25 protein-coding genes are annotated in these 24,460 nt (G+C 61.0%); 14 read left to right on the top strand and 11 right to left on the bottom strand.

Annotation, left to right across the window (positions count from 1 at the left end; all coding sequences use genetic code 11):
• Positions 1 to 44 precede the first annotated feature (44 nt).
• Complete coding sequence (locus FJ950_RS00410; RefSeq protein ID WP_015316450.1) at positions 45 to 1,028, bottom strand: ABC transporter substrate-binding protein; 984 nt, start codon at positions 1,026 to 1,028, stop codon at positions 45 to 47.
• On the opposite strand from FJ950_RS00410, the gene FJ950_RS30040 reads away from it, so the two are divergent.
• From FJ950_RS30040 to FJ950_RS00435, 4 genes are all read left to right on the top strand, one after another.
• Positions 1,019 to 1,858 (top strand): GFA family protein, encoded by an 840-nt coding sequence (locus FJ950_RS30040; RefSeq protein ID WP_281408368.1) that lies wholly within the window; start codon positions 1,019 to 1,021, stop codon positions 1,856 to 1,858. The genes FJ950_RS00410 and FJ950_RS30040 overlap by 10 nt on opposite strands.
• Before the next feature lie 49 nt (positions 1,859 to 1,907).
• The gene (locus FJ950_RS00420) at positions 1,908 to 2,324 is read left to right on the top strand and encodes an HD domain-containing protein (protein ID WP_015316448.1); all 417 of its coding nucleotides are present in this window, start codon (positions 1,908 to 1,910) and stop codon (positions 2,322 to 2,324) included.
• 158 nt (positions 2,325 to 2,482) lie between these two features.
• Complete coding sequence (locus FJ950_RS00425; protein WP_224531261.1) at positions 2,483 to 2,830, top strand: hypothetical protein; 348 nt, start codon at positions 2,483 to 2,485, stop codon at positions 2,828 to 2,830.
• 444 nt (positions 2,831 to 3,274) lie between these two features.
• Complete coding sequence (locus FJ950_RS00435) at positions 3,275 to 3,994, top strand: Crp/Fnr family transcriptional regulator (RefSeq protein ID WP_015316446.1); 720 nt, start codon at positions 3,275 to 3,277, stop codon at positions 3,992 to 3,994.
• 237 nt (positions 3,995 to 4,231) lie between these two features.
• Here FJ950_RS00435 and FJ950_RS00440 read toward each other — a convergent pair whose 3' ends face one another.
• From FJ950_RS00440 to FJ950_RS00455, 4 genes are all read right to left on the bottom strand, one after another.
• Positions 4,232 to 4,498: a hypothetical protein gene (locus FJ950_RS00440; protein ID WP_015316444.1), complete on the bottom strand. Its 267-nt coding sequence runs from the start codon at positions 4,496 to 4,498 to the stop codon at positions 4,232 to 4,234.
• Between the two features lie 149 nt (positions 4,499 to 4,647).
• Complete coding sequence (locus tag FJ950_RS00445; RefSeq protein ID WP_140614611.1) at positions 4,648 to 5,994, bottom strand: sorbosone dehydrogenase family protein; 1,347 nt, start codon at positions 5,992 to 5,994, stop codon at positions 4,648 to 4,650.
• Positions 5,991 to 6,422 (bottom strand): DUF2231 domain-containing protein, encoded by a 432-nt coding sequence (locus tag FJ950_RS00450; protein ID WP_140614612.1) that lies wholly within the window; start codon positions 6,420 to 6,422, stop codon positions 5,991 to 5,993. The genes FJ950_RS00445 and FJ950_RS00450 overlap by 4 nt, the downstream gene beginning before the upstream one ends.
• A gap of 467 nt (positions 6,423 to 6,889) precedes the next feature.
• On the bottom strand, positions 6,890 to 7,639 hold the full coding sequence (locus FJ950_RS00455) for a Crp/Fnr family transcriptional regulator (protein ID WP_015316441.1): 750 nt from the start codon (positions 7,637 to 7,639) through the stop codon (positions 6,890 to 6,892).
• A 602-nt stretch (positions 7,640 to 8,241) separates the two neighbouring features.
• On the opposite strand from FJ950_RS00455, the gene FJ950_RS00460 reads away from it, so the two are divergent.
• The 4 genes from FJ950_RS00460 to FJ950_RS00475 all read left to right on the top strand — a co-directional run bounded on the left by FJ950_RS00460 (position 8,242) and on the right by FJ950_RS00475 (position 11,596).
• Positions 8,242 to 9,333: a flavodoxin family protein gene (locus tag FJ950_RS00460; protein ID WP_140614613.1), complete on the top strand. Its 1,092-nt coding sequence runs from the start codon at positions 8,242 to 8,244 to the stop codon at positions 9,331 to 9,333.
• Positions 9,333 to 10,187 (top strand): alpha/beta hydrolase, encoded by an 855-nt coding sequence (locus tag FJ950_RS00465; protein ID WP_181170999.1) that lies wholly within the window; start codon positions 9,333 to 9,335, stop codon positions 10,185 to 10,187. The genes FJ950_RS00460 and FJ950_RS00465 overlap by 1 nt, the downstream gene beginning before the upstream one ends.
• A gap of 229 nt (positions 10,188 to 10,416) precedes the next feature.
• The gene (locus FJ950_RS00470) at positions 10,417 to 11,091 is read left to right on the top strand and encodes a LysE family translocator (RefSeq protein WP_015316437.1); all 675 of its coding nucleotides are present in this window, start codon (positions 10,417 to 10,419) and stop codon (positions 11,089 to 11,091) included.
• A 28-nt stretch (positions 11,092 to 11,119) separates the two neighbouring features.
• Positions 11,120 to 11,596, top strand: coding sequence for a GNAT family N-acetyltransferase (locus FJ950_RS00475; RefSeq protein WP_140614615.1), 477 nt, complete (start codon positions 11,120 to 11,122; stop codon positions 11,594 to 11,596).
• A gap of 173 nt (positions 11,597 to 11,769) precedes the next feature.
• On the opposite strand, the gene FJ950_RS00480 is transcribed toward FJ950_RS00475, so the two are convergent.
• The 3 genes from FJ950_RS00480 to FJ950_RS00490 are packed head-to-tail and all read right to left on the bottom strand — an operon-like array spanning position 11,770 to position 13,606.
• Positions 11,770 to 12,609 (bottom strand): DUF3618 domain-containing protein, encoded by an 840-nt coding sequence (locus FJ950_RS00480; RefSeq protein ID WP_140614616.1) that lies wholly within the window; start codon positions 12,607 to 12,609, stop codon positions 11,770 to 11,772.
• Positions 12,606 to 12,998 (bottom strand): phage holin family protein, encoded by a 393-nt coding sequence (locus FJ950_RS00485; RefSeq protein ID WP_015316434.1) that lies wholly within the window; start codon positions 12,996 to 12,998, stop codon positions 12,606 to 12,608. The genes FJ950_RS00480 and FJ950_RS00485 overlap by 4 nt, the downstream gene beginning before the upstream one ends.
• Entirely contained in the window at positions 12,995 to 13,606 is a 612-nt protein-coding gene (locus FJ950_RS00490; RefSeq protein ID WP_140614617.1) for a hypothetical protein, read from the bottom strand. Before FJ950_RS00490 ends, FJ950_RS00485 begins: the two co-directional genes overlap by 4 nt.
• Positions 13,607 to 14,011: 405 nt before the next feature.
• On the opposite strand from FJ950_RS00490, the gene FJ950_RS00495 reads away from it, so the two are divergent.
• Positions 14,012 to 15,595 (top strand): M20/M25/M40 family metallo-hydrolase, encoded by a 1,584-nt coding sequence (locus tag FJ950_RS00495; RefSeq protein ID WP_210242348.1) that lies wholly within the window; start codon positions 14,012 to 14,014, stop codon positions 15,593 to 15,595.
• Positions 15,596 to 15,652: 57 nt separating this feature from the next.
• On the opposite strand, the gene FJ950_RS00500 is transcribed toward FJ950_RS00495, so the two are convergent.
• Together FJ950_RS00500 and FJ950_RS00505 are read right to left on the bottom strand one after the other, a co-directional pair.
• Positions 15,653 to 16,498 (bottom strand): manganese catalase family protein, encoded by an 846-nt coding sequence (locus tag FJ950_RS00500; RefSeq protein WP_015316430.1) that lies wholly within the window; start codon positions 16,496 to 16,498, stop codon positions 15,653 to 15,655.
• 179 nt (positions 16,499 to 16,677) lie between these two features.
• A complete protein-coding gene (locus FJ950_RS00505; RefSeq protein WP_015316429.1) occupies positions 16,678 to 17,595 on the bottom strand; it encodes a hypothetical protein in 918 nt (305 codons plus the stop codon).
• A 361-nt stretch (positions 17,596 to 17,956) separates the two neighbouring features.
• On the opposite strand from FJ950_RS00505, the gene FJ950_RS00510 reads away from it, so the two are divergent.
• From FJ950_RS00510 to FJ950_RS00520, 3 genes are read left to right on the top strand one after another with little or no spacing between them, the layout of a single operon-like run.
• Entirely contained in the window at positions 17,957 to 19,129 is a 1,173-nt protein-coding gene (locus FJ950_RS00510; RefSeq protein WP_140614619.1) for a glycosyltransferase, read from the top strand.
• Positions 19,130 to 19,131: 2 nt separating this feature from the next.
• A complete protein-coding gene (gene glf / locus FJ950_RS00515) occupies positions 19,132 to 20,295 on the top strand; it encodes a UDP-galactopyranose mutase (protein WP_140614620.1) in 1,164 nt (387 codons plus the stop codon).
• Positions 20,296 to 20,329: 34 nt separating this feature from the next.
• Positions 20,330 to 20,851 (top strand): ferritin-like domain-containing protein, encoded by a 522-nt coding sequence (locus tag FJ950_RS00520; protein ID WP_015316426.1) that lies wholly within the window; start codon positions 20,330 to 20,332, stop codon positions 20,849 to 20,851.
• Between the two features lie 58 nt (positions 20,852 to 20,909).
• Here FJ950_RS00520 and FJ950_RS00525 read toward each other — a convergent pair whose 3' ends face one another.
• Positions 20,910 to 22,079, bottom strand: coding sequence for a beta-glucosidase (locus FJ950_RS00525; RefSeq protein ID WP_181171001.1), 1,170 nt, complete (start codon positions 22,077 to 22,079; stop codon positions 20,910 to 20,912).
• 313 nt (positions 22,080 to 22,392) lie between these two features.
• Between FJ950_RS00525 and FJ950_RS00530 the strand changes: the two genes are divergently transcribed.
• Both FJ950_RS00530 and cyoA read left to right on the top strand, forming a co-directional pair.
• Positions 22,393 to 23,262, top strand: a complete 870-nt coding sequence (locus FJ950_RS00530) for an MBL fold metallo-hydrolase (RefSeq protein ID WP_015316424.1) — start codon at positions 22,393 to 22,395, stop codon at positions 23,260 to 23,262.
• A gap of 181 nt (positions 23,263 to 23,443) precedes the next feature.
• A complete protein-coding gene (gene cyoA, locus FJ950_RS00535; protein WP_140614621.1) occupies positions 23,444 to 24,460 on the top strand; it encodes a ubiquinol oxidase subunit II in 1,017 nt (338 codons plus the stop codon).

The raw sequence follows: 24,460 nt of genomic DNA on the forward strand, positions 1-24,460 counted from the left end.
AACCGGGGTCGGCCCAAGCGGACCGACCCCGGTTTCTCGAAGGCTCATTGTTCCCTGATGAAGTCGGTATCGAGGATGGTTTTCGCGTCGATCGTCATCTTGAGCTTGCCGGCCTTGCCCCAGATGTCCTGCGCGAAATTCACCAGCTCGGACGCCTCGCTCTTTTCCGGCGTACCGAAGAATTCCAGGTTGCGATCGCGATCGTAATAGCGCACGCCCTTGGCACCGGCGGCGAAATCCTCGGGCTTTTCGAGATAGCCGCCAATGCCCTTGGCCATGATCTCATAGGCCTTTTCCGGATTGGTCTTGATGTATTCAACCGCTTTGTAATAGCCCTTGACGAGGGCCTTTACGTCCTCGGGATGTTTTTCGATCAGATCGCATTTGAGGGCGATCACGTCGACGATCAAGCCAGGGGTGGTCGTGGAATCGATCAACACCTTTCCCTTGCCGCCCTTGCGGACCTCGGTGAGGTGCGGCTCCCACGTCACGGCGGCGGGAACCTGGCCGGCGATGAAGGCGGTCGCCGCGTCATCGGCGGTCATGTTGGTGATGGTGACGTCATCCTCGGTCATGCCTTCCTTTTTCAGGAGCACGTTGAACCAGAATTCGGAAACGGAGCCCTCGTTCAAGGCCACCTGCTGGCCCTTCAGATCCTTGAGCGACTTGATATCGGGCTGCGTGACGACGCCATCACCGCCGTGGCTGTCGTCGAGCGCAAGGACGTATTTGAAGCAGAGATCGTCCGAGCGGTACTTCATCAGCTCGTCGACGGTGGAGGCGGCGCCATCGAGATCGCCGCCGGCGACCGCAGCCATGTAAAGCGCTGATTCTTCTATGACCTTCAGGTCGACGTCGACGCCGGCCTCCTTGAAGTAACCGAGGTCGCGGGCAAGAAACAGCGGCCCGTAACCTACCCAGGTCGTCATGCCGAGACGGATGGCGCCCGCATTGGCGGGAGCTGCAAGCCCCAGGCCCAGCAGGCCTGCGCCGACCGCGCCCATCAGGCAGTTTCGAAATGTCTTCATTGTCGTGGTTCCCCTATGGCTGTTGCCGGCATCGGCCTCATTCTCGCGGCCTATGCCGGTTGCGTTTCGGCAGCCGCTCTTGTTTGGGCGTCGCCTCCCAGCGAGCCTTGCGTGTTCTAAGGTTTGCAACAGAGCATCCGGGCCGGATCGCAAAAAGAAGTCTTTTTCTGCCCATTGCTTCGTCGAAACCGAAGCGGCTCGATAGCCGATCGGCGGCCTGGCTCTGGACCTGGCTGGCCATTTTCCGCAGGGTCGCCGACAGAAGCGGCCTCAATGCCGCAGCGCTGGAAAAGACAAGCGCCTCGTGCGCGAACCCGCTCCTGCGGAGGCACAGGAACCGACGAGAGCGGCCGACGTTTTCGCCAGATGAACGAAGCTGCCCGCACGGGATTGGAGAGCCCGCCGAAACGCAGGCTCATCGGACTGGAGCCAAGGTGGAACTGAACGGCGGATGTCTTTGCGGCCGGATTCGCTTCAACGTCACAAGCGAACCGAGAGTGCACTATTGCCATTGCGATATGTGCCGGCGCGCGACCGGCAGTGCATTTGCGGTCCTGGCGTGGGTGCCTTCGCCAGACCTGACCTGGGTCGACGCCACTCCCGCCTATCGCCGATCTTCGCCAATCGCCCAAAGGGGGTTCTGTCCTGCCTGCGGATCGCCGCTCAGCCTTGCCTATGACGTCTCGCCCGGGGAAATCGCGCTGCATGTCGGCACATTCGACGATCCAGCGCGGCTGGAGCCTCGCTACAATTACGGATCAGGGCAGCGGCTTGGCTGGGTCTGCTGCGGCGTGGACTTGCCGCACCGCGAAACCGAGGAACGCTGGTAGCGCCTGAAGGCGATGCGGCTCGCTGGCCGAAAGGACGGAGATCGATGTGATGAGTATTTTCTATCGGGCGGCCAAGATTGCGGAGCAGGCGCATGCATCGCAGCATGACAAGACAGGAGGCCCCTATATCGATCATTGCCGTCGAGTGGTCGACGCCGTCGAAACGATAGATCAGAAAGTCGTCGCCTATCTGCACGATGTCCTGGAAAAAAGCGAAGGCTGGAGCAGGGCCAAGCTCGAAGAGGCGGGCTTTGGACCGACGATCGCTGCCGCGGTCGACGCCATGACACGCAGAGAAGGCGAGGATTATTTCGCATTCGTACGCCGGGCCGCATCGAACCCCTTGGCGCTGCCGGTAAAACGGGCGGATCTGGCCGACAATATCTGGCAATCAAAGCAGATCGGAGCATCCACGGCCAAGTATGAAGAAGCATTGCGCATTCTTGACGACGAGTTCACCAAGTGAGTGCCGGGATGCTGGCGGCAATCGCGTCCTGGCATGCGACAAGCGCCACTGGACGATGCCTGTAGTCGCGCGATGCCAGAATACATGGATTACGGGAACCAACCCGTTTGGTAATTTTCGTACCAACGTTTTTAGTGACACGCTGGGTGGGTGGTTTTATGAATCCGATGATCGATCCGCGTCCGGCATGCCCTCTGATGCGCAATGCCTGGCTGCCTTCGGATCGCTTCGAGACCAAGGTGACGCCCATGCGGGAATTGCCGAAAGACATTGACGCCGATGTGGTGATCGAAATCAGCAGATTGCTGGACGACAGCGCGCTTTTCGTGCCTGTCCGCGTTCATGAACTCACAGCAAGGGTAAGGCAGAAAGTGAAGACGGGATTGCCGGATCGTTCGATCGAAGAGTTGATCGTGGAAATGGCTTCCTTGCGTCGGTTGGCCATGGCCTTTGAACTGCCCGGATCGGAAAATGTGGTGCAAATTCCACAGCGACTCCTACGCTGACCGCATCAAGGTCACGCGCTCCACCCGGCGGTCAGGACAAGCGATGCCTCGAACACCTGGGCGCCCGCCTCATTGCGCACCTTGCCGGTATCTTGACCAGGTCGCGATCCGGCATTTCATCGCGAGCGACTTCCTGCGAAATGCGAATGGCTTCTGCCCTCGCCTGTTCTCGCGATTCAAATGGCTGGCCGTCGTTGGGTACGGGGCCATGACCGTTATAAAGATCGAAATGACACCGTTTCATTTTCGGGGCAGCCTTGGACACCTCTAGCGTGCTAATACCCAGCGACACTGGTGGTTCCCGCTCCGGCGCTTGCGCCAGAATACGCGCAGGCTGCCGATGATAGGGTCCGCCATCTTCCGAAGGCCTAAGGTCCGGCTGCTATCCTTGCGTCCAGGACATCTGGCGATCGGCGTTTCAACCCCGATCGCCTCGAGGCTATGATGTTAGAGTCCCTCTATCTGCAACTCGGCCAGCATGACACTCTGTCGGACGTCGAGAAGGTCTTGCTGGCCGAAACGGTTGTTTTCGGACGCGAGTTCGAAAAGGGGCAAGATGTGGTCAAAGCGGGGTCCCGGCCAACCTATAGCACCATGCTGCTGGATGGCCTGGCGGCACGCTACAAGGTGCTCGAGGACGGCGGCCGGCAGTTCACGTCCTTGCAGGTGCCCGGCGACTTCGTCGATCTCCACGCCTTTTTGCTCAAGACCATGGATCACGGTATCGTCGCGCTGTCGCCTTGCCGGGTGATGTACGCGGACCACAACAAGCTGAAAGCCATTACGGAACAGGCCCCTCACCTGACCCGGCTGTTGTGGCTCGATACGCTGGTCGATGGGGCCATACATCGCGAATGGATCGTGGCAATGGGCCGCCGCTCCAGGACCTCGCATCTGGCCCATCTCATCTGCGAACTGTTCGTACGTCTGCAGGCGGTGAAACGCACCAGCGGCATGTGTTTCCATCTACCGTTGTCACAGACTGAAATGGCCGACGTGCTTGGGTTGTCGGTCGTGCACATGAACCGGGTGATCGGAGGCTTGAAGAAGATCAAGGTAATCACCTGGACGAACCATATGGTCACCATTCTGGACTGGGACCAGCTTGCCAGGCTTGCCGAGTTCGACCCTACCTATCTGAGCATCAACAACGAACCGAGATGAGCAGCCTTAAACTCAGTTATGAGGCGGATTGCTCCACCACAACTCAAGCGGCCCGCGTTACGAGCGGGCCTTGTCATCCCCTACGGGTGGATAGCGCCTGATTTGGCGGAAAGCCGGTCCAGCAGCTTGCGCGATTCCTCGATTACGCGCCGCGTGTCTTCAATATTCGAGCGAAGATCGGCAATCTGTGCCGCCGCCCTCCGTTGATATAGGCGCGCACTTTCATTGAGGAAGTAGTCAGGTTCCCACGGGTCCATCGCGATCAGGTCCGTTGCGCACCAGTTCGAACGTTACCTTCACCATAACGAGGGGTTTGCTAGCACCAGCACGGACATGCAGGGCAACCTCTCGGAAATTGCCTTCAGGCATCTGGTCCTTTGCTATTTCGAGCAACGCCTTTGCCGCCTCATCCTCAGCTGCCTCCAAGCTCGGAAGCTCGGTTCCTTCAGTGTCCGGGAAGGAGGTTCCGTTGTCGACTAGATCAAAATAATAGCGCGCCATCATCGCTGACAAGGCGGCGCGACCTTTGTTCCTCTCGACTTATCGCGAGTGCCGGGTAACGCATGCTTTGAATCCTCAGTATAGGTTACGCCGCCGATAACAGCGTGAGGATCAGTTTCACTACCGGGCTTCCTGCGCATACAATCCGATAACTACCGAGCTGCGGTCACGCGCCAGACCGTGTTTCCGACATCGTCCGCAATCAACAGCGCGCCCGCCTTGTCGACGGCAACGCCCACTGGCCGCCCATGTGCCTTGTTGTCATTGTCAAGGAAACCGGTGACGACGTCCTGAGGCTTACCGTCAGGATGACCTCCATTGAACGGTATGAAAACGACCTTATAGCCGTTGAATCGCTTGCGGTTCCAACTGCCATGTTCGCCGACAAAGGCGCCATTGCGATAGGATTCGGGCAGGTTGGTGCCGGTGTAAAATGCCAGGCCCAGGGGCGCGACATGGGAACTCAGTGCATAGTCCGGAGGGATGGCCTTGGCGACCAGGTCCGGCCGCCGCGGCATCACCCGCGGATCGACATGCTGGCCATAGTAGCTGTAGGGCCAGCCATAAAACGCGCCGTCCTTGACCGAAGTCATGTAGTCGGGAACCAGATTGGGGCCGAGTTCGTCGCGCTCGTTGATGACGGCCCACAGCGCTCCGCTCTGCGGCTCCCAGCTTAAACCGTTGGGATTGCGCAGCCCGCTTGCGAAAATGCGCGAACGGCCTGTCGCCCTGTCGACCTCCCAGATCGCGGCGCGATCCTTTTCCGCCTGGATGCCGTTCTCGGTGATGTTGCTGTTGGAGCCGACGCCGACATAAAGCAGCGATCCGTCCGGACTGGCGACGAGAGACTTGGTCCAGTGATGATCGATCGGGCCGCCGGGCAGCGGCGTCAGCACGGTGCCTGGCGCGGTGATCTTGGTCTCGCCGGATGTGTAGGGATAACGCACGATCGCATCCGTGTTGGCGACGTAGAGATCGTTGCCGACCAGGGCCACGCCGAAGGGCGAATTGAGATGATCGAGGAAGACATCCTGCACGTCGGGCACGCCGTCGCCGTTCGTATCACGCAACAGCGTGATGCGGTTGCTTCCCTCGGTGCCGCCGCCCGACGTCGCCATGGACTCGATCCAGCCCATGATCAGGTCCTTCGGACGCTTGATCGCGGCGCCGGGCGGCGCCACGGACTCGACCACGAGAACGTCACCGTTCGGCAAGGTGTAGAGCGAGCGTGGATGCTTCAATCCCTTGGCGAATGCCTGGATCTGCAAACCCTTCGCGACCGTTGGTTTCTCGTCCTGCTTCCAGCCGACGACCGAAGCGACATGCATGGGCGGAACAAGATATTGCGTTGGTTCAGGCAGTGTCGGATTTGGCCCGACCTGGCCGCTTGGGTCTGGGTCGTCGTTGCTGCAGGCGGGCAATGCCAAAAGCGATCCGCACAACAGACCGAACCCAAGGGCACGCCGGATGTGAGTGTTCGAAACCCGCAGGGCGTTCATTCGAGCACCTCGACGCGGGTGCGGCCGGTGCTCCATTCCAGCAACCACACGAGAACCAAGACGATCACGGCCGCCGCGGAGAGGATGAGCCCTGTCGGCACGACCGACGTCCAGGCGTCACGGCTGTGCACCAGCGCGTTGAAGAACGACAGCACAAGCACCACCAGGCTGCCGAGCAGATAGGCTCCGTGCGTACGGAGAATTCGACGGGTGAAGAGATCGAAAAGCGCCGCAAGCACCGCAAGAGCGCCCATCACGAGGCCGGCAAACAGCAGCCATGCGGAAAAATCGGCCCACATCATCTCCGCCGTTCGCCAATAGGTGAGGTCGGTCAGCAGCGTGCCGATGAAACAGGCATTGGCGACCGCCATCGGTGTCCGATGGATCGGACGGCCGACGACCACCGGGATCGATCGCGAATTGGCCACGGATCTTCTCCGCCCCTGCTCCAGATGGCATCTGGGCTTCAAACAAACCTGAAGTTGAGATGTTCCGGGAACTGTTCGCGTTCAAGGACTTGTGATTGCCCTGACCAATGCCGATCGCTGTCGGCGGTGAATGGCGCGAAGCGCGGTGTGCTCCGGGAATTCAAGTTCGCAATGTCCGCAGCGCGAGTAACATTGCCTGGCAAGCGGTGGGACGCCAGTTCCATTCCGTGTGCGAGATGAGCAGGGCCCGTATCGCCTCCCGCTAGTGAGATTAGGTTCGGCTTCGTACGTTTCTTACCGAGCCTTGGCCCTTTATTGTCAGTCATTGGCAGATGCCTAGATTAACCAGGCGGCATCCCCAAATCATGCCGCAGTGGCCGATGCGGGCTTAGGCAATGTGCCGTCACCGGCATCGTCGCGTCGGCCACTTCCGCGATCCTCGCCCTGCAATGCCGGCATGATGGCGGTCAACTGGGCGGGCGGTCCTGCCTCGAAGGGTTCTTTGAACCGAGGTCCCCGACCAGCCGACGGTATTGCAGTTCGGGAGGGCCGTAAGATTCCCGTGCCAGCGCCACGAGACCTTTCCGATCCCGGATCGTGATTTCGCCGCGGCGGGCACGGATGTAGCCATGGCTCTCGATTGTCTGAAGCCCCACTGTAACCCCGGGGCGCCTGACGCCCAGCATGACGGAAAGGAATTCGTGGGTTATCATAAGCCTGTCGCCAACGGTCCGGTCGCTGCACATCAGAAGCCATCTCGCCAGCCTGACCTCCAGGCTGTGTCGCGCGTTGATCGATGCCGTGTAGCTGGTCTGGACGTGGAGATACTGGACGTAGCGCAACAGGAACGGCCGCAAGGTAGGGCTCTCTTCCAAGGCTTCGACGAACGGCGCGGCGCTCATCCGTATCGCTTCGCTCGTCGACTGGATGTAGCAATCGAAGCTTGCCAGATCGTCGCCCATGATCAGCGCCGAACCGGTCATACCTTCGAAGCCGATTATTCCCACCTCTGATTCAGCCGTTCCCGCAGTCTTGGCGACGACCGATGCGATGCCACTCTCCAGGAAATAGACAGCTTCGATCTTTTGGCCTTCGATCTCCAACGGCGAGCGCAACTCTAGAAAAACACTTTCGAGATGCGGCCGCAGCCGCTCGAAATCGGCCACGCTCATTCGGCGCAACAACTCGCTCTTGGCCTGCAGAATCTTGGGATCCACGAGACGCTCTCCACTTGGGCAAGAGCACTGGGATCTCTCGGCCGGCCGCGCCCCTCGAACGAGGGGACGGTGGCAAAACATAAACTGTCCCACCCGGCCAGCACTAGGCAGGCGGCCGCGTCGGTATGAAACCGACAATAGCTGCTGTGGACAAATCGCAAGTTTTGTCGACTATCCATCCTTCGCCAGAAGACGAGCTTCCCTGAGGATCGAAGAGCGGTCGAACCCTACCAGCAACACTATGTCACGTATCTGCTGTTCCGTAGCGCCCGATTCCCGGGCAAGTGTACGAACGGCTTCGGGCGCCAGACCGGGGCGCTCAGGGTCTTTCGTCATGACATCCTAGCCTCACGCTGGGGCAGGAGTGCGATGGTCGCTCCCAAGCGTCAACGCCCGGATCGTGCTGCTGACGACCTCTTTGTGTACGCCTTCGTACCGAACTTGGCGAATCAATTCGAAACACGCCGGTTCGGGTGATTCCGGCGCGCCTTTTTTTGTACTCGCCCAAAAGTCATTGCAGATCATGGCTATGCGCGTTCGGAACGCCGCGCCTGTTTGCCGCGTTTGAGCTTGGATCGCTTTCCATGCAGAGGTGAAACCCCATGTTCGATTGGCTGAAGCGCGGCGCGCCAGAACCGCGCAAGGGCATGCCCAGCCCCCGCCTCGACGAACAGGCTTTCAAGCGTCGCTATGGCGAACAGTTCAACGATCCGGCGTTCGAGCCCCTGGCTGCCGACATCGAGCGAATAACGGAGGTCGCCTGGCAGGCCTACAGGGATTCCAGGAAAAGCCCGCGGACCCGAAAGGCGGGCCGTGGCTTCGCCGATCCCGATTACGATCTGGCGGTCGATTGGCTCGAGGCGAGACAAGCAATCGAGCGCGCAAAGCGCATGAACGAGCTGGGCAAACGACGCCGCGTCCTGATCGTGAACGGATCGCCGCGCAGCGAGCACACCTGCCCCGGCGAGATGTCCAAATCCTATCGTTTTGTCGAAATCGCCCGGAAGATCTTCAAGGCCGGCGGCGCGGAAGTCGAGATCCTGGATTTGTCCCGGCTGGCCGCCGAATACGGCCGCAAAATCTACCCTTGCAAGGCCTGCTTCTCCACCGCTGCCGCGCTTTGTCACTGGCCTTGCTCCTGCTATCCAAATCATTCGCTCGGCCAGACGCAGGACTGGATGAACGAGATCTATCCAATGTGGGTTGCCGCCCATGCGGTGATGATCATAACGCCTGTCCACTGGTATCAGGCCACCTCGCCGCTGAAGCTGATGATGGACCGTCTGGTATGCGCCGATGGCGGCAATCCCGATCCTAGTTCCACGCACGGCAAGGAGGCGCGGGAGGCGAAGGCGCTGGAACTCGAGGGATGGGACTATCCCCGGCACCTTGCCGGCCGGCTCTTCTCGGTAATCGTGCACGGCGATACCGAGGGAGCCGAAAACGTCCGGCGCTCTTTATCGGATTGGCTGAAATCGATCGAAATGGTCCCGGCGGGGCCGAAGGCCGAACTCGACCGCTACACCGGTTATTGGAAGCCATACGCTACCAGCCACAACGAGCTCGACGACGACATGGACCTGCAGGAAGAAGTCCGAAACGCGGCGCGTACGCTTCTGGCCGCTGCGGTCGCTCGGAAGGAGGGCACTTTCGTCGCCGCTGGACAGTCGCTGACCGATCCTCGGCAAAAATGATGTTCGACGGCTTTAGCCTGGAGATCGTCAAGCTTGCGGATGCGACATTGCGCGTGCGCCATGGTGGGGCTGGCCCGCCAGTGTTGCTCCTGCATGGGCACCCGCGAACCCACACCACATGGCATCGCGTCGCGCCGATCCTGGCAAGACATCACACCGTCATTTGCCCGGACCTGCCGGGGTTCGGGCAATCGTCCGTCCCGGCCGATGCCTGGGAAAGCGCGGGATCTTCAAAGCGGGCAAAGGCCGGCATTTGCGTGGCTCTCATGCACAGGCTTGGTTTTGATCGTTTCGCCGTCGCCGGGCATGACCGTGGCGCCCTTACCGGGTTCAGGATGGCGATGGATCATCCTGCCAGTATTTCGCACCTTGTCGAAATCGATGGCATTCCGGTCCTTGAGCATCTGGAGCGTTGCGACAGCCGCTTTGCGACAGAGTGGTGGCATTGGTTCTTCTTTGCCCAGCCAGACAAGCCCGAGCGCGCCATCAATGTCGATCCGCAGGCCTGGTATGGCGGATCGGCCGAGGCGATGGGCAGAGAAAACTTCGAGGACTATCAGGCGGCGATCAGCAGTCCGCATGTCGTGCATGGCATGCTGGAAGACTACCGGGCCGGGCTCACGATCGATCGCCGGCACGATGCGGAGGATCGCGCCCGAGGGCTCCGGGTCGAATGCCCAACGCTTGTCCTGTGGTCGCTGCGCGACGATCTTGAACGGCTCTATGGTGATGTGCTGGCGATCTGGCGCCCATGGGCCCGGCACCTGCAGGGCCGAGGCATCGACAGCGGCCACCATGTCGCCGAAGAAGCACCGGACCTGTTGGCAAAGGCGATCCTGGACTTCCTTGCTTGAACAGCCGCTGCCGGATGACACGCAGCGTTCGTTCCCCGGGAACAAATCTCCCTTTGGAAAATTGTGACGCCGAGAAAAATGCCGCATGCTCCGGGCCGGAAATATCGCCTTGCGACGGAGTTCTCATCGAGCAGGGGCTCGCCATACGGTCTGACAAGGCCGGCCAGACGGCGCCAGGGGCGATCGCGCCGGCAAGGATGTCGCCGCTTGCCGGGACAGGGGGCCACCATTGAACGCACCAAATAGGCTTGGGCCAAGGAGGTGTAAGATCGATCCCAATCTGTGGTTCGCCTTTCTCGGCACCGTGATCCTGTTGCAGATGCCGCCTGGGCCCGACAGCATGCTGGTCATGGCACGTGGCATCGGGCAAGGCCGTGGCGTGGCGTTGTTCACGGTCGTGGGAATGACATTGGGCGCAGGCATGGTGCAACTGCCGCTGGTCGCCCTGGGTGTCTCCTCGCTCTTGCGTGCATCGCCATTGGCATTTGACACGCTCCGTTGGGCTGGAGCAGCCTATCTGGTCTGGTTGGGCATAAGTTTGCTCTCGGACACGAAAAGCGATCTGGATCTCGATTGCGTCGAGCGCGTCGGGCCGCTCGCCGCGATGCGGGAAGGTATGATAGCCAACCTCATCAATCCTTGGCCCATGACCTTCATGATCGCCTTCCTGCCTCAGTTCGTCGATCCGAACCGTGGCTCTGTCTGGTTCCAGATGCTGATGCTCGGCGCGACCCAGAAATTGACTGGCGTCTTGGTCCTGGGGACCTATGCGGTTGCTTCTGGTGTGCTCGGCGAATGGGTCATGCGTCGACCCCGCGTGAGACTTTGGCAACAACGGATAGCGGGCTGCTTCATTGTCGGCCTTGGCATTCGAATGGCCGTGGGCGGCGGGGCCGGCAAGTGAAGCCAAAGTCTCCTCCGCAGATCCAACGATGACAAGATCGAAGCAGGTTTCAGACTGGGCATGTTCAGCGAGCCGCGCAGCACGGAAGCCGGATCTCCTGATCGAGTTGGTTGAAACCGGCGGGGATGCCAAGGCAGAAGCGGGCGCTGCGCTCTATCGCTACAATGTGGCCAAGTCCGGCGCCGCGGATCGAATGCCGATCGGCGCCATAGTGCGGGATGCCTCGGGAAAGGTCGTTGGGGGTTTGTGGGGCAGGACTGAGCTTGGACTGTTGTTCCTGGACATGTTTTTCGTGGCTGAGGATGTTCGAGGAAAGTCGTATGGCAGCCGGCTCCTTTCAGCCGTTGAAACAGAGGCAAGAAAGCGTGGCTGCGCCCGCGCCGTGGTCGAGACCAGCAGCTTCCAAGCACCTGGCTTCTATGTTCGCCACGGATACGAGGAATTTGGCAGGGTTGAGTTTGGCATTCCAGGCGCCGCGCGCATCTTCCTGCGAAAAGAGCTCTGAAGATTGGAGCGACAACCCTTTCGCGAGCTGGTGTATCGAAGGCGACGCTTCATTCGAAGCGCCCGCCGCAATCGTGGTTGCTGAAGTGGCGGAGCCCCCACTGCCAATCGGTTGAAGCTCCCGCCTTGCCTTGCGAGAATCGCCCATCGTTGCGGTGGCTCCAGTATCCTCGGCTAGGATTTTTGTTCCAACGGGAGAGAGATCCGTTCCCGTACGGACTGCTCCGTCGTGTCGGCCGCGGACTTGACGATTTCACCAATCTGGTCGGCCACCGTGCCTGCTTGTGTGTCCTGCCGTCCAGCTTCCTGCTTGATCGTCTCATAGGCGTCCGCGGCAACCTGCCTGGCCTGATCGAGGCCTTGCTCGAGCATGGTCTCCGAGGTGTTGCGAAGCTTCTCGCCATAGCCGCCCAGCTGCTCATCCTCCATTGCGGTATGGGGCAACATGGCGCCTATCGCGGCGCCGATGGCGAGACCGACCGCCGCAACGGCGAGGGGCTGATCGTTCAACAGCTCCTGTGCCGAGCGGCTGGCTTTCGCAGCCATGTCGCCAGCCGTCGATCCTGCGCTGGCGGCGTTGCTCGTCAGCCCTTCGGCGACGCCGCTTGCTGCGCCCGATATGGCTGCGCCAGCGCTGCTTGCGGCCGACGTGAGCGATTCAGCGGTTCCGGAGAGCGTGCTGCCCAAGCCGCCGCCCTCCGCCTCGTCACCCCCGCTGGGCGGGGTTGGCGCCGTATAGCCGGCCGGGCGACGGCTGCCGTTCGACGGACCGCTGCCCAGCATCAGCCAAGCCAGACCGGCGCCCACCATGGTCACGGGCAAGGGATTGTCCCTGACCTGCGTTCTCAGGTTGTTGAGCATTGCCGAACTCTCTCCTCCAGAGAAGATGCCGGTGAATTCGTCCAGCAATTGTCCCGGTGTCATTTTGCCTCGAATGGATTCGGCGGTCTCCACCACCCTGGCGCGCGCGGCTTCCGCCTCGCGTTCGAGTTCGGCTGCGGATTTCTCGGTCATCTCACTTGTTCCTTGATCACAGTCGCGTCGCGCCTGAGCTGTTCCTGGGTTCGGTCGGGAGTAAGTTCGGAAGGCGCCATGCTTGCCATGCCGGTGCGCAGCAGAATGACGCCAAGAATTGCCACCACCACGCCGACCAACAGGGAGGACCACCCGGCCCCCAGCCCTGCCCGCGTCAATGCGATGACCAGTGCCTGAAGCAGCACGAGCAGAGCCGCGAGCAGGCAGATGGCCCCGCCCAGCACCTCGGCGGCGCCAGCTCCCGTCTTGGTAAACTTTTCAGAGAGCTCCGCCCGCAGAAGCCTGGCTTCGGTTTGCACCAGCGTGGTGACGTTTTGGGCCAAGTCGGTCACCAGGGTCGCGAGGCTGGGATTATCTTGAGTGTTCATCTGTCTTGCTCCCCATACTGCGTGGCCAGATCATCAACACCGCCGCCGAATCCTTGCGCCCCATCGGCCGACCAACCAGCAGCTTCGCCGGTCTGCGAATTTGCACCACCCAAGGCACTTCGAGATGCTTCGGGGCTTCTGGGCGGGGAAGCCTTGATGAACCGACCCAGCGCCAATCCGGCCAGTACAGACCCGGCAAGCAGGACACCGGGGTTTTGCCGGCCGAAAGACTGCACATCCTCAAGCACCTGGCCAAACGGCTTTTGTTTCAACGAGGAGGAAAGCCGCTCCAGCCCGCCAGCGGCGTCCAGGGCAAATTTCGACGCGGTCCTTTCATCATTGTTGGCCAGATGCTCGCTGGCCGCGCGCAACGCGCCGCCCAACGCCGCCAAGCTCGATCCTATGTCGCGCTGCGTCTCCTCCGCCTTGTCCGAAATAACCTGCGTGGCTTCTGTCGCGTAGTCGCCAGCCTTGCGGGTCAGTCCGTCGCGAGCATCGTGAAGCAACTCGCTCGCGCGCTCCTTTTCCCGGCCAAGCCTATCGGAAACGTCGCTTGTCGCCTTGTCGAAATCGGTGGCTTTACGGCCCTGGCCGTCATTACGTTGCATGGGTCACCTAGTGAAAACCGAGGAAGGAGAGGACCGCGAGCACGACAACGACGAGGCCGATAAGATAAATGACACCGTTCATGGCACGTTCCTCCTTGGCAGCCCAACTTCATGGACCCTGCGATGTTCCGTCGGCGAAGAGCTTTTTGCGATCCAAGAGCAATGCAGGAAGAACCGGTCCAGAGCGTCGCCAGTCCGTCATCGAGACGAGCTGCCCGGCCCGGGAGTTCCCCTCTGAGCACGAATACCTTCCAAGTGGATTCCACTGAGCCACCGCCGAAGTGCGCTTGAGAGAAATCGCTTGACCAGGATAGGGTCCACCGTTCGCACCCGAATGGCAGGACCGCAATGACCCGCAACCCTATCGAGACGCTGTCCAGTCGCGCGCGGCGCTGGGCAATCGGGTTGACCGAGCAGAAGAGCGTCACCGGCACGGACGGCGAGGCTGCCTTCGGCCCGTGGCTGGCGGCGGAACTCCGAGAGGAGACGGCATTTCAGAACGCGGAGGTCTGGACGATCGAGGTCGGACCCCAGGACGGCCGTCACTGCGTGGCGATGCTCCTGCGCGGCACTGGTCGCTCGACCGTGCTCTTGACCGGTCACTACGACACCGTCGGGACAAGCGACTACGGACAGTTGGAGCCTCTGGCCACTCGGCCCGACGCGTTGACAAAGGCGTTGCACGGTTCCCTCGTCGCCGCGAACGCTCCAGCCGCCATTCTGGCCCACCATGATTTCGCGGGCGGGGAGTTCCTTGCCGGACGCGGTCTTCTCGACATGAAGGCGGGCCTTGCAGCCGGGCTGGCCGTATGCGCCGAATTTGCCGAAAGCGCAAAGCCGGCTGGAAATCTGCTTTTTATCGCAGTGCCGGACGAGGAGAACAATTCCGCCGGCGCCCGCAAGGCGGCGCAGATGCTGCCTGGACTCTGTAAAGAGCGCGACCTCGATTTGCTCGCGGTGATCAATCTCGATGCGATCGCGGATGATGGCGACGGCAGCAAGGGTCGCGTCATCGCTCTGGGAACCGTCGGCAAGCTGCTTCCGGCCGCCTGCGTGGTTGGTGTTCCCACACATAGCGGCTTTCCCTTGAATGGCCTCAATGCCGGCGCGATCGCCGCGGCAATCGCCGCGCGGGTCGAATGGGCGCCCGAGCTCACCGACATGTGCGGCACCGAACCCGGCACCCCGCCCAGCCTGCTCGGGATTCGGGACGGAAAGACGGGGTATGATGTCACGACACCGCGGACCGCCCATGCCACTTTCAATGTGCTGAGTTATCGCCGGGCGCCCAGTGAGGTGCTCGACCGGTTCGACAGCCTATGCGCCGAAGCGGCCTCGCGTCTTTTACAGGAGCTCCGGCGGCGCGTCTCCGCTCAGCACGAAACAGGTCTGCTGGAGATGGTGCAATCGATCCCGGTCCATCGGTATGAGACTCTGCTGGCGCGTCTCGAAGAACCGGAGCGGATGCGGCTCGAAGCTGTTTCCGCTTCGATCGCCGCCGGCGACCAGCCCCTGCCCGAGAAGTGCCGATTGATAACCGAGCAGGCCTGGGAACTCAGCCGCTTGGCCGGACCAGCCATCGTGACGGGCTTCGGATCCATTCCCTATCTGCCGACGAACCTTTCCGCGCAGCCGGCAGCCGCCAGGCTGCGAGCCGCTGCCGTCGAGGTGGCCGACGAGGCAGCGGCTCGCTATGGCAGCGTGGTCACCTGCGCGGACTATTTCGCCGGGATTTCGGACATGAGCTTCTTTGGCGAAGCGGCCGAGTCCTCCCTCGACGTCGTCGCCCGCAACACACCAGCCTGGAAAGACAGCGTGCGCTGGCCCCTCACGCGAGCCCTGGCCAACATACCGACAATCAACATCGGTCCGTGGGGACGCGATTATCACACGCCGCTGGAGCGATTGCATGTCGGCTATGCGTTCGACGTCCTGCCGCAGCTCATTCGCGATGTCTGCGCCAGGATCCTTCGGCCCGACGCGACCTGACAAGTACCAAAGCGGAAGCGGCCCCATTTGGCCGCCGCCTTCGGCCTGCGACTATGACTATTCGGCTGCCTTCCTGTCGAACATCTGCTCACTCTGCGCACCAGAGCTTGGCCGTGGCGGCGAAAGCATTGGCTCCTCGCCCATCGGTGCGCCGGGCACCAGGGAGAACTCGCCCTTGCCGTCCATCGACGGGCCTTCGCTCCAGCGTCCCTGCGCCGGTGCTACACCTTCGATGAAACAGTTGATGAAGGCATAGGATACGTCCTGACGCTCTTTCTCCTGCGGGAAGGAATTGGGCACCGGCAGAGACGCGGTCAGGCCGCCCATGTCCTCGATCGCCGCCAGCCACTGCTGCTGATGCATGGTGTCGCGCGCAATGAGGAATGACAGCATGTCCTTCATTCCAGCATCGTTGGTCATGTTGTAGAGGCGGGTCGCAAGCACGCGTCCGCTTCCTTCCGCGGTTACGTTGGCGACCATATCGGCGGCAAGATTGCCGCTGGCATAAACATGCGAAGCATTGAAGGGAACACCGTTGGAGTTTTCCGGCAGGGCGGCGAGCCCAGTCGACAAGATATGACGGAAATTCATCCCGTTGAGGACAGAGCCGCCGACCGCATCGGACGACACGTCCTCCTGCAGCGAAAGCGGTGCCCCTTCGAGATTGAGCGCGACCGCGGTCGCCAGCATCTCGATATGGGCGAGCTCCTCGGTGGCTGTGTTCAACAGCAGGTCGCGGTACTTGGCCGGTCCACGGCACCCCCACGCCTGAAAGAAATACTGCAAGGCGACACGAATTTCGCCTTCCACTCCGCCTATGGCCTGCTGTAAGGCGCGTGCAAAGATTGGGTTCGGCGTCTCGACTCGAACCGGGAACTGCAATTTCTTGTCGGTGTAATACATGGCTGACTCTCCGTTTGAAGTCAGCCGAACCTCAGCCCGGAAGCATTGTTCCGCCCGGGTAGGCGTTTAATTTGGAAAGAACTGGCAACGGATCGCCTCGTGTCAACGGAACTCAATTGCACGACGACGACAGCCGCTCCGGCCGGTCGAACGCAGTCGTGCCGGCCGGCAGACCAGGATCATGCAACCTTGGAAAACAGAGCCACGTCACATCGGGCCAAGCCGTAGCGCCATCGGTGGTCGGTCGCGGCAACCCGGCTTTGGTAAAACAGGGAAAGCTGGCTGCCTTCGATCATCACCGTTGAATGACCGTTCTCGCCCGGCTGGCCTGGTTCGAGTACCGGGCCTATGGACACGTAAGGTCCGGCAACCTCGTCAGCGATGGCAAAAAACACGCGCTGGCGATTCCCACGAAGGCCATTTGGAAGAAAGCAAGTGGCGTTCAGAAGCACTCGGCCATCCGGCAACTCGACCAGTTGGGCACCTTCTATGCCCCATTCATAGTCGGGGTCCTCTCTCGTATTGTGATGAGGGACATCAGCATGATCGAGGATCTTGCCGATCCGCTTCCACGGCCCGAACCACGAGTCGGACTGGCTGCGTGCGAGATAGATGTCGGGCTGCGGCACCCTGTTGAATTTCGGCATGGCAGAGTAAACGAGATAGCGCCTGCCACCAATGACCGCCGGGTGCGGATCGTAGATGCCATCCTCTTCCGTGTCGGGGATGGCGAGAATGGCCGGGCTGAGAACCACCCAATGGAAGCCGTCGTTGGAAACCGCATGCTCGCAGCGGCCCCCGGATTTCATGAACTCGGTCTGGATGAACATATGGAAGACGCCACTTTCGTGGATGACGCCCGGAGCCGCGACCCCCGTCCCATTGATGGGAAGCTCGATCGCTTCGTGCTCGGTCCAAGGCCCATAGAGGTCGGGGGCAGTGGCGTGCAGGATCCTCCACGTCTCGGTCGTCACCGTCCCGCTGGAACCGAAGACATGCCACAGCCTGCCATCGAAGACGGGGCATGGGTCCTTGAGGTCATCCACGCTTTGCGGATGAAACAGCGGAAACACGTTGGTATCGAAGTCGATCTTCATCTTAGCCCCGGAATTTGCCCTTGCCCCGGACCCGCCCAAGCCGCGGGCGAATCAAGTTGATTGTCCGGCACATTTTATAGCCAGCAAGTTCAACGCAAATACGGCGAAGGCGGTTCTCCACCAGCAAACTTGGTCGCGGGCAGTTTCGATGACCCGCCATTTGAGACAGCCAGTCTGCCTCCGCGCAGCCGGCGCTTTGCATTCGTCCAATCCGAAGCGGCGACCGAGGCTCTCCGTTTCACCTTGGAACAACTCACCTACCCGAAAGTTAGGAGCTGAAACCGAAGTCTAGTTCCCCCTCATCCACGATTAACAAATGTTAGTCGCAACATAAACCACCGTCTATAAAAGGAATATCTCAATGGAAGCAGCCTTGGGCAGGGTAACCGTCAGTAAACAGGCTGGCAGGCAAAATCTACTGGTTTGCTTCTCTCATTTAAGGTGGAATTTCGTTCATCAACGCCCGCAGCATATCCTCACTCTCGCATCCATGCAGCAGAGGGTGGTCTACTTTGAAGAACCTGTCTTCGAAGAATTGCCGCAGCCGCTAATGCGGACGAGCGAGGCCTCGCCAAACATTCTGATTGTGACACCAGTGCTCCCGGTCGGCACGTCGGCCGCGAAAGCAGATGCCGTGCAGCGCAGATTTGTTCAGCAGACAATCGCGTCTATGCCGCACAGCCGGCTGATCGCCTGGTATTATACGCCAATGGCTCTCCGCTTCACGGAGTACCTTGAGCCTGACATATGTGTCTATGATTGTATGGACGAACTCTCGGCGTTCAAGAATGCGCCGCCTGAATTGAGGCAGATGGAAAAGGCGCTTCTGCACCGCGCCGATCTTGTTTTCACCGGCGGCCTGAGCTTGTTCGAGACCAAGCGCCACCTGCATCACGCGATCTATCCCTTTCCGAGCAGCATCGACGTGAACCACTTTCACCAGGCCAGGAAGCCGGGAAAAGACCCGGCCGATCAGGCCGGCATTCCTCACCCGAGGGTCGGTTATTTCGGCGTCATCGACGAGCGGCTGGACGTCGATCTCGTAGCCCAGGCGGCGGAGACCATGCCGGACGTGCATTTCGTCATGCTCGGCCCGGTGGTCAAGATCGACGCTGCAAGCCTGCCGCGCGCCGAGAACCTTCACTGGCTGGGCGGGAAAGCCTACTGCGATCTGCCCGACTACCTGCGCCATTGGGATGCCGGCTGGATGCCGTTCGCCCTCAATGAAGCGACCCGCTTCATCAGCCCGACCAAGACGCCGGAGTTCCTCGCGGCAGGGCTGCCGGTAGTCTCGACGGCGATCGTGGACGTGGTGCGCAGCTACGGCGCTGCCGGGCTGGTGGAAATCGCCGACAGCGACGATCTGGAAACCAAGCTCCGCTCGGCTCTTTCGCGACCGCGCCAGATGCTCCGGCAACAAGTCGACGCCTACCTTGCGGATACCTCCTGGGAGCGAACATGGAATGCCATGGCGGCTCACATCGAGCGCGCCCATGAACGCAAGAAAATCGTCCCTCTTCGCAGGAGCGCTTAGCCATGTTCGACTGGCTGGTCGTCGGGGCGGGTTTTGCCGGCAGCGTGCTTGCCGAAAGGATAGCCTCGCAGCGTCACGAAAGCGTCCTGCTGGTAGATCGTCGCGGCCATGTCGGCGGCAATGCGTATGATTGCTACAATGAAGCCGGCATCCTGATCCACCGCTACGGTCCGCATATCTTCCACACCAACAGCCAGGCAATCGTGGACTACCTGTCGCAGTTCACCGAGTGGCGGTCATACGAGCACAGGGTGTTGGCGGCGGTGGACGGGAAACTCGTTCCCATCCCGATTAATCTCGACACGATCAACAGCCTTTATGGACTGGATCTGACCTCGGCCCAGTTGGAGGAATTCTTCGCGTCGCGACGCGAGACTGTGGAGGACGTTCGCACGGCCGAGGATGTCGTTGTCAGCACGGTGGGCCGCGAGCTCTACGAAAAATTCTTCCGTGGCTACACCAGGAAGCAATGGGGCGTCGATCCCAGTCAACTGAGCAAGTCGGTGACGGCACGAGTGCCGACCAGGACCAACCGTGACGACCGCTATTTCAGCGATAGTTTCCAGAAAATGCCGGCCGGCGGATACACCAGGATGTTTGAACGCATGCTCGACCATCCGAACATCAAGATCATGCTGCAGACCGATTTCCGCGAAATCCGTGAGAAGATCCCGTTCAGGCGGATGATCTATACCGGTCCGATCGACGAATATTTCGGGTGGCAGCTTGGGCATCTTCCCTATCGCTCGCTGCGTTTCGAGCACGTCACCCTGGACCGCGAGCAGTTTCAGCCGGTCGCCGTCGTCAATTATCCGCAGACGCAAGATTACACCCGCATCACCGAGTACAAACATCTGACCGGCCAGCAGAACGCGCGGACCAGCCTGACTTACGAATACCCGACGGATATCGGCGACCCGTACTACCCGGTGCCGCGAGCCGAAAACGAAGCGCTCTACAAGCGCTACGAAGCGCTCTCCGCAACCTGTCCCGACGTGTGGTTTGTCGGCCGCCTGGCAACATACCGCTACTACAACATGGACCAGGTGGTCGGACAGGCTCTGGCCACTTTCGCTCGCATCCAGAAAAGTCTGCCGGAATGGGCGGGCACTGGAAGGACGTCCCTGGCCGGACTGGTGGCGAGTTCTCCCGCACATGGGAGCTGAATTAACCGCGGCAGAAAACAGAAGGAGAATTGCGATGGATACAAACTTCAACTCGGAGAGCCGTTCGATATTCATTGTTGGCTTGCGCAACGCCCATGCCATGGAGAACCAAGCGCTGTCGATCATGAAACCACAGGTCGAGCGTATCGAGAATTATCCTGAGGTGGCTGATCGCTTGCGCCGGCATATTCAAGAGACCGAGGGCCAGATCACTCGGCTCGAGACGGTCCTGGAGGGTCTCGATGAAGAGCACTCGACTCTCAAGGACACGGCCCTGTCGATGGTTGGCAGCATGGCTGCCATGGGACACTCGATGGCAGGCGACGAGATCATCAAGAACAGCCTAGCGAATTTCGCCTTCGAGAACTACGAGATCGCTGCCTACAATTCGCTCCTGGTGCTCGCCGAGGCCGGCGGCTTCCAGGATGCCGAAACGGTCCTCAAGCAAAATCTGAGCGAAGAGGAAGCGATGGCCGATTGGCTTAAGGAAAATCTGAGCGACGTGACCCTGCGGTACGCCAAGTTGCGCGCGGCGGGGGAGACCGCAAAAAGCTGATCCAACGGCCAGGGGCGGCATCCACAACGCCGCCCCCGCCTGGTTGCCGGCCGCTCCTTCAACGCGTCCGGTTTGGTGCGAACAGATCTTGCTGCCGAACCAGTTCGTCCGCGACGGGCTGGCGGAGGCGTCGCGTGCCATCCGCCTGGATGACGGAAAACAATCCCACCTCCGCATGTCGGGAATTATCCCACCCGGGGTAAGCGGTTATCGGATACAGGCAAATACCCTCGATCGGCGCTTCGAGTTTTATCGCCGCACGCACCTCGTCGCAGACATAGTGGAGCCAAGCCGCCCCGCCCGATCCCTCCGAGCCGGTTTCGGCAATGAACATCGGCTTGCCGTATCGATGAGCGACCTCGATCAGCATTTCCGACAGAGCACGGTACTCGTGGTGCCCCATCGGAATGGTCGGTCCATTTATGTACCATTGATTGTGTGGGTAGAAGTTCAGGCCCACGGCGTCGACAACATCCTCGCTGCCGCCCAACTCCGGTTCGACGCGGCCCAGCAACATGTCGTAGGCCTCGAACTGTCCCAGTCGGGCGTTTTCGGCGCGGCGCCGTTCGCCGCGGGTCCGGTCGCGAGGCGCGATGTGGATGAGCGGCTCGGCCCAGACAAATCCGCATGCCGGATCGACCTCCCGCATTGCACGAACACCGGCTATGGCAGCCTTGACGAGGTGCCGCTTGAACCATCCCCGCTTGTTCGGCCCTACGCGCGGGAAATAGCCGACCTCGACGGCCCAGGCGAAGAAGGAGATTTCGTTGATCGGACACAACAGAGGCGATGTTCCGGTTATCGAACGGTACACCCTCACGGCTTCCGCCGCGAACGAGGCATAGGCATCGATGAACTGGATGGACCCCTGATCGACATGATCCGGGGATCCATAATGGAAGATGTCCCAGATGACCTGGACCCCTGCCGATTGGGCTGCCTCGACCATAGGCATCCAACTTGACCAGTCATAGGTTCCAGGAGCGGTTTCGATCAGGTGCCAGCGTAGCCCATCGCGAATGGTGCGCAGGCCGAGTTCGGCGCAGGCCCGGTAATCGCCGAGGGCATGCAAATTATGCGAAGTCGCACGAATAAGGTCGAGGCGGACGCCATCCTTGCGCCGATGCGAGGAGCACTCAAAGCCCGCCATGAAAAAACTGGCAAAGCGCGAAGCTTTCGGAGCCGACTCACCCACTTCGTGCCCGTCCGTGCGTCCCACTTCGTCCATTCGAAGTCTCCTTTGGGCAGTCGGTTTCAAACTCGGCCGCCCTGTTCGGACCGCGAATTGCCTTGGCGAAACGCCGGATCCGATCAGGCAAGCCGCGTCCCATTGCTCAGCTCAGCTGACCCCTCATCCTGCCTGAGCGGGGTAAAGCCGAACCGACTGGCCGAGCCTTTGTTCCGGTGGTCGACCAGCCGCGAGCTGGGTGGCGATTGGCGACATCAGGAACAAGGAGGCTCGAGCCAAGTTCGGGGCGATGTAGCACCGGCGTCGCTTAACTCGACCGGCTGCCCGGCAAACAACAGAGGCACGGGATCACATGACCGTTCAAATTCAACTTTCCGATATCGACCACGCCAGGCGCGAGGATCGTGGCGACGGTGCTTGGAGCATCGCACCGGATCTGGGTTATTTGCGGCTGGCAATCGTCAATGTCGTGTTCTTCGGCGCACCGGGCAGCGGAGACCGGAAATGGGTGCTGATCGATACCGGGTTGCCGACGTCCCGGAGCAGCATCCTTGCTGTGGCGGAGAAGCGCTTCGGGATTGACGCGCGGCCGGCTGCGATCATCTTGACGCACGGCCATTTCGACCATGTGGGAACGGTTCTGGACCTGGCGAATACGTGGGACGTGCCTGTCTTCGCGCACCCGCTCGAGCGCCCCTATTTGGACGGGACCACATCCTATCCGCCGCCGGACCCCTGGGTCGGGGGTGGACTGATGGCGCTGCTCTCGCCGCTATTTCCACGCGGGCCGATCGATCTTGGCAACCGTCTGGAACTCTTGCCGGCCGACGGCTCGATCCCCGGAATGCCCGGATGGCAGTGGCTGCACACGCCAGGACACGCCCCGGGGCATATCTCGCTCTGGCGCGAGGAGGACCGCTCGCTGATCGTAGGGGACGCTTTCATCACCACAGGCCAGGAGTCGGTCTATGAGGTCGCCGTTCAGGATCTCGAGATGCACGGTCCGCCACGCTATTTCACGCCGGACTGGGATGCGGCGGAAAGATCGGTGAAGCGCCTGGCCGCGCTGAAGCCGCAGATGGTCATCAGTGGACATGGGGCGGCGGCGGCTGGCATGGGCATGCGTCAAGCTCTTGACAGCCTGGCTGATCGGTTCACGGAGTTTGCCGTGCCGCCGAAGATGAAATTCGTGCGCGAGCCGGCGACGGTTCCAAATAGCTGAGCCTGTCCGAGCGCAGCGCTCTGCTGCGGTTCTCAAGATCTGTCAAAAACGCGCCGGCTTTGCCGCCCGGGCGGCCCAAGACGGGCGGCGGCGGAACAAACGTCACAGGCGCCAGTTAGGCGTTCGTTGGGCGGCAGGCGACACCGGGCGTATCTCGAATTCTGCGTCAGGGAAGACTTAGATGGAAAACGCGAAGAACGCGTGCCCTCACGACGCGTCCTCCCCGAGATGCGTGGCGCAGCCACTGTTATTGCCACCCACCTTCAAGCCGGCGCGTTCGCTGCTCTGGATACCCGCAGCCGCATTCTTGCCCGGCTGCGCGGGGGGCGTGCTCGACCCGCAAGGGCCAATTGGCGCGGGCAATCGCACGATCCTTTTGAACTCGCTGGCGGTGATGCTGGTGATCGTCATTCCGACGCTGATCGCACTGCTGGCCTTCGCTTGGAAATTCCGCGCCTCCAACAGCAATGCCCGTTACGACCCGGAATTCACCTATTCAGGCCGGATCGAGTTGATCGTCTGGTCGATTCCGACGCTCACCATCCTCTTCCTTGGCGGACTGATCTATTACGGTTCCTATCACCTCGATCCGCGCAAACCGATCGCCTCGGCGCAGCCACCGCTCGACATCCAAGTGGTGGCGCTCGATTGGAAATGGCTGTTCCTCTATCCCGAGCAGGGTGTTGGAGCGGTCAACCAGCTGGTCATCCCGGCCGGCGTTCCCGTGCATTTCAAGCTGACCTCGGCCAGCGTGATGAACACGTTCTTCGTGCCTCAGCTTGGCAGCATGGTCTATGTCATGAACGGCATGCAGACCGAGTTGCATCTGCAGGCCGACCGCGAGGGCAGCTATTTCGGTCAGTCGGCGCATTTCAGCGGCGACGGCTTCTCGGACATGAATTTCAGCGTGACCGCGGTTTCGCCTGATGCGTTCACCCGCTGGACGTCATCGTTGCGTGGCGGCGGCGGCGTGCTCAACGCCGACGCTTACCGCGAGCTCGCCCGGCAAAGCACAAACCTGCCGCCGGCTTCGTTCGGCCACGTGCAGCCCGGGCTGTTCGAAGCGGTTGTTCAGCAGACGCTGCCGCCCGGCCCCGGCCCCGCTGAAAGTGGCGGCAGCGGTGAGCCACAGGTCAGCCCGAAGGCGTTACGAGCGGCGGCCATTGCGCACCACCAGCAGGCAGAAGGGGGAGAATGA

This window comes from Mesorhizobium sp. B2-3-14 (assembly GCF_006442175.1).
Classification (GTDB): domain Bacteria; phylum Pseudomonadota; class Alphaproteobacteria; order Rhizobiales; family Rhizobiaceae; genus Mesorhizobium; species Mesorhizobium australicum.